This is a genomic window from Streptomyces omiyaensis, from assembly GCF_014650895.1.
Classification (GTDB): Bacteria; Actinomycetota; Actinomycetes; order Streptomycetales; family Streptomycetaceae; genus Streptomyces; species Streptomyces omiyaensis.
Genome location: NZ_BMVV01000070.1, coordinates 1 through 3,305 on the forward strand (window position 1 = coordinate 1; position 3,305 = coordinate 3,305).

At 76.0% G+C, this 3,305-nt stretch carries 1 protein-coding gene; it reads left to right on the forward strand.

The window, feature by feature from the left end:
* Positions 1 to 3,305: AMP-binding protein (locus IE287_RS38000; protein ID WP_189853996.1), on the forward strand; the 3,305-nt coding region annotated here is incomplete at both ends.

Below are 3,305 nucleotides of genomic sequence, written 5' to 3' on the forward strand. Positions count from 1 at the left end.
ACGTCTCCGCCGGGAAGCGCACGGTCGCCCTGGAGAACCTGTACGGCCCCACCGAGGCCGCCGTCGACGTCACCGCCGCCACCGCCCACCCCGGCGCCACCACCACCTCCGCCTCCATCGGCTCCCCCGTCTGGAACACCCGCGTCCACGTCCTCGACGCACACCTCCGGCCCGTCCCCGTCGGCGTCCCCGGCGAGCTCTACCTCGCCGGCACCCAACTCGCCCGCGGCTACCTCGCCCGGCCCGACCTCACCGCCGAACGCTTCGTCGCCGACCCCCACGGCCCCGCCGGCACCCGCATGTACCGCACCGGCGACCTCGCCGTCCGCCACCCCGACGGACGACTCCACTACCTCGGCCGCACCGACGACCAGGTCAAACTCCGCGGCCTGCGCATCGAACCCGGCGAGATCGACGCCGTGCTCTCCGGGGCTCCCGGGGTGGCCCGTGCCGTCACGCTGGTCCGCGAGGACCGGCCCGGCGTGCAGCGGCTCGTGGGGTACGTCGTCGGCGCCGGCGACGGGCCGGTCGCCGTGGACGCGGTGCGCGCCCACGCGGCCTCCCGCCTGCCGGAGTACATGGTCCCGGCCGTGTTCGTGGAGATCCCGGCCGTGCCGCTCTCCCCCAACGGCAAGCTCGACCGCCGCGCCCTGCCCGCACCGCCGGACGCCGTCGCCGGGCCGTCGCGTGCCCCGAAGGACGCGGGGGAGAGCCTCCTGCTCGGGATCGTCACGGCCGTCCTCCGCCTGGAGACGGCCGGTGTCGAGGACGACTTCTTCGACCTCGGCGGCCACTCCCTCCTCGCGGCCCGCGCCGCGAGCCGGATCAGGACCGCGCTGGGCGTGGAGTGCTCCGTACGGGACGTGTTCGAGGCGCGGACGGTCGCGGCGCTCGCCGCCCGGCTCGCGGAGCGCACCGCCTCCGCGCGGCCCGCCCTCGTCCCGGTCGCCGCACGGCCCGAGCGGCTGCCGCTCTCGTACGCGCAGCGGCGGCTGTGGCTCTTCGACAGCGTCCGGGGGCCGGGGACCGCGTACAACGTGCCCTTCGCCGTGCGCCTCGACGGGCCCGTGGAGGCGGCGGCGGTGCGCGCGGCGGCGGAGGACGTGGTGGCGCGGCACGAGGTGCTGCGGACCGTGTTCGCGGAGGCCGACGGCGAGCCGTACCAGCGGATCCTGGCGCCGGGCGAGGCCGAGGTGCCGTTCGCGGCGCGCCGCGTCCGCGCCGGGGAGCTGGCCGCCGAGGCGGAGGCCGCCTCCCGGTACGTCTTCGACCTGGCCCGGGAGATCCCGGTGCGGGTGACGCTGCTCAGCGCCTCCGACGAGGAGCACGTGCTGGTCGTCCTGCTGCACCACATCGCGACCGACGAGTGGTCCACCGGACCGCTCCTGGCCGACCTGGACACCGCGTACGCGGCCCGTGTCGCCGGCCGGGCACCGGAGTTCGCCGAACTCCCCCTCCAGTACGCCGACTACGCCCTCTGGCAGCGCGAACTCCTCGGCGAAACCGGGGAATCCGACTCGACGGCGGCGCGCCAGGCCGCCTACTGGCGGGAGGCTCTGGCCGGACTCCCGGAGGAACTTGGCCTGTTCACCGACACCCCGCGTCCGTCCGCGCCGACGCACGGCGGCGACGTGGTGCCGTTCGGCGTCTCCGCCGCGACGGGTGCCGGGCTCGCCCGGATCGCCCGCGACTCCGGCGCGACGGTGTTCATGGTGGTGCACGCGGCCGTCGCGGCCCTGCTGCACCGGCTCGGCGCCGGGGACGACGTCCCCCTCGGCGCGCCGGTCTCCGGGCGCGGCGACGAACGGCTCGACGGGCTCGTGGGCTTCTTCCTGAACACGCTCGTGCTGCGTGCGGACGTGTCGGGCGAGCCGACGTTCGCCGAGCTGGTCGGCCGGGTGCGGGACACCGGGCTCGCGGGCTTCGCCCACGCCGACCTGCCGCTGGAAGCGGTGGCGGAGGCGGTGGGCGCGGCCCGCTCCCAGGCGCGCAACCCGCTGTTCCAGGCGATGGTGACGTACCACTCGGTGTCCACCGAGGTGGACTCGCTCTTCGGGGTGGCGGCCCGCGAACTGCCGGTGGAGATCGGCGGGTCGAAGGTCGACCTGGAGTTCGCGTTCGGCGCCTCGGAGGGCGACGGGCGGATCGAGGGCGGTCTGCGGTACGCGACCGACCTCTTCGGCCGGGCGGGCGCCGAACGGCTCGTGGAACGCCTCGTCCGGCTCCTGGACGCCGTGGCGGCCGACCCGGGCGCCCCTGTCTCCGCCCTGGACCTGATGGACGGGGACGAGCGGCACGCCCTGGAGGGCTGGAACGCGACCGACCGTGCCGTGGAGGGTCCCCGGACCCTCGCGGACCTGGTGGCGGCGGGCGCGGCCCGCGCCGAGGGCCCGGCGCTCGTCTTCGAGGGCGAGGAGCTGTCCCGTACCGACTTCGACGCCCGCGTCAACCGCCTCGCCCGCCTCCTCGTCGACCGGGGCGTGGGCCCCGAGTCGATCGTCGCCGTGGCGCTGCCCCGCTCGCTCGACCTGCTGGTCGCGATCCACGCCGTCGTGCGGGCCGGGGGCGCCTACCTGCCGCTCGACCTCACCCTGCCCGCCGACCGCCTCACCCACATGTGCGGGACGGCCCGGCCGGTCGCCGTCCTCACCGACGCGGCCTCGGCGCCGGACCTTCCGGCGGGGCTCGCGGCGGAGCGGATCGTGCTCGATTCGGCGGCCGTGACGGCGGAGTGGGCGGGCGCGGACGCGGGCCCGGTGACGGACGCGGACCGACGGTCGCCGCTGCTGCCGCGCCACCCGGCGTACGTCCTCTTCACCTCCGGCTCCACCGGACGCCCGAAGGCCGTGATGGTCGAGCACGAGGCCATCGTCAACCGCCTCCAGTGGATGCAGGGCGCGTACGGGCTCACGCCGGCGGACCGGGTCCTCCAGAAGACGCCGACCACCTTCGACGTGTCCGTGTGGGAGCTGTTCTGGCCGCTCGCGCAGGGCGTGCCGCTCGTCGTCGCACGCCCGGACGGACACAAGGACCCCGAGTACCTGGCCGAGCTGATCCGCGAACAGCACGTCAGCGTGCTGCACTTCGTCCCGTCGATGCTGGCCGCGTTCGTCGCGGCGGTGGAGGTCGCGCAGTGCCCGAGCCTGCGGCTCGTGGTGTGCAGCGGCGAGGCCCTGCCCACCGAGCTCGTGGACCGGTTCCACGTCTCCGCCGGGAAGCGCACGGTCGCCCTGGAGAACCTGTACGGCCCCACCGAGGCCGCCGTCGACGTCACCGCCGCCACCGCCCACCCCGGCGCCACCACC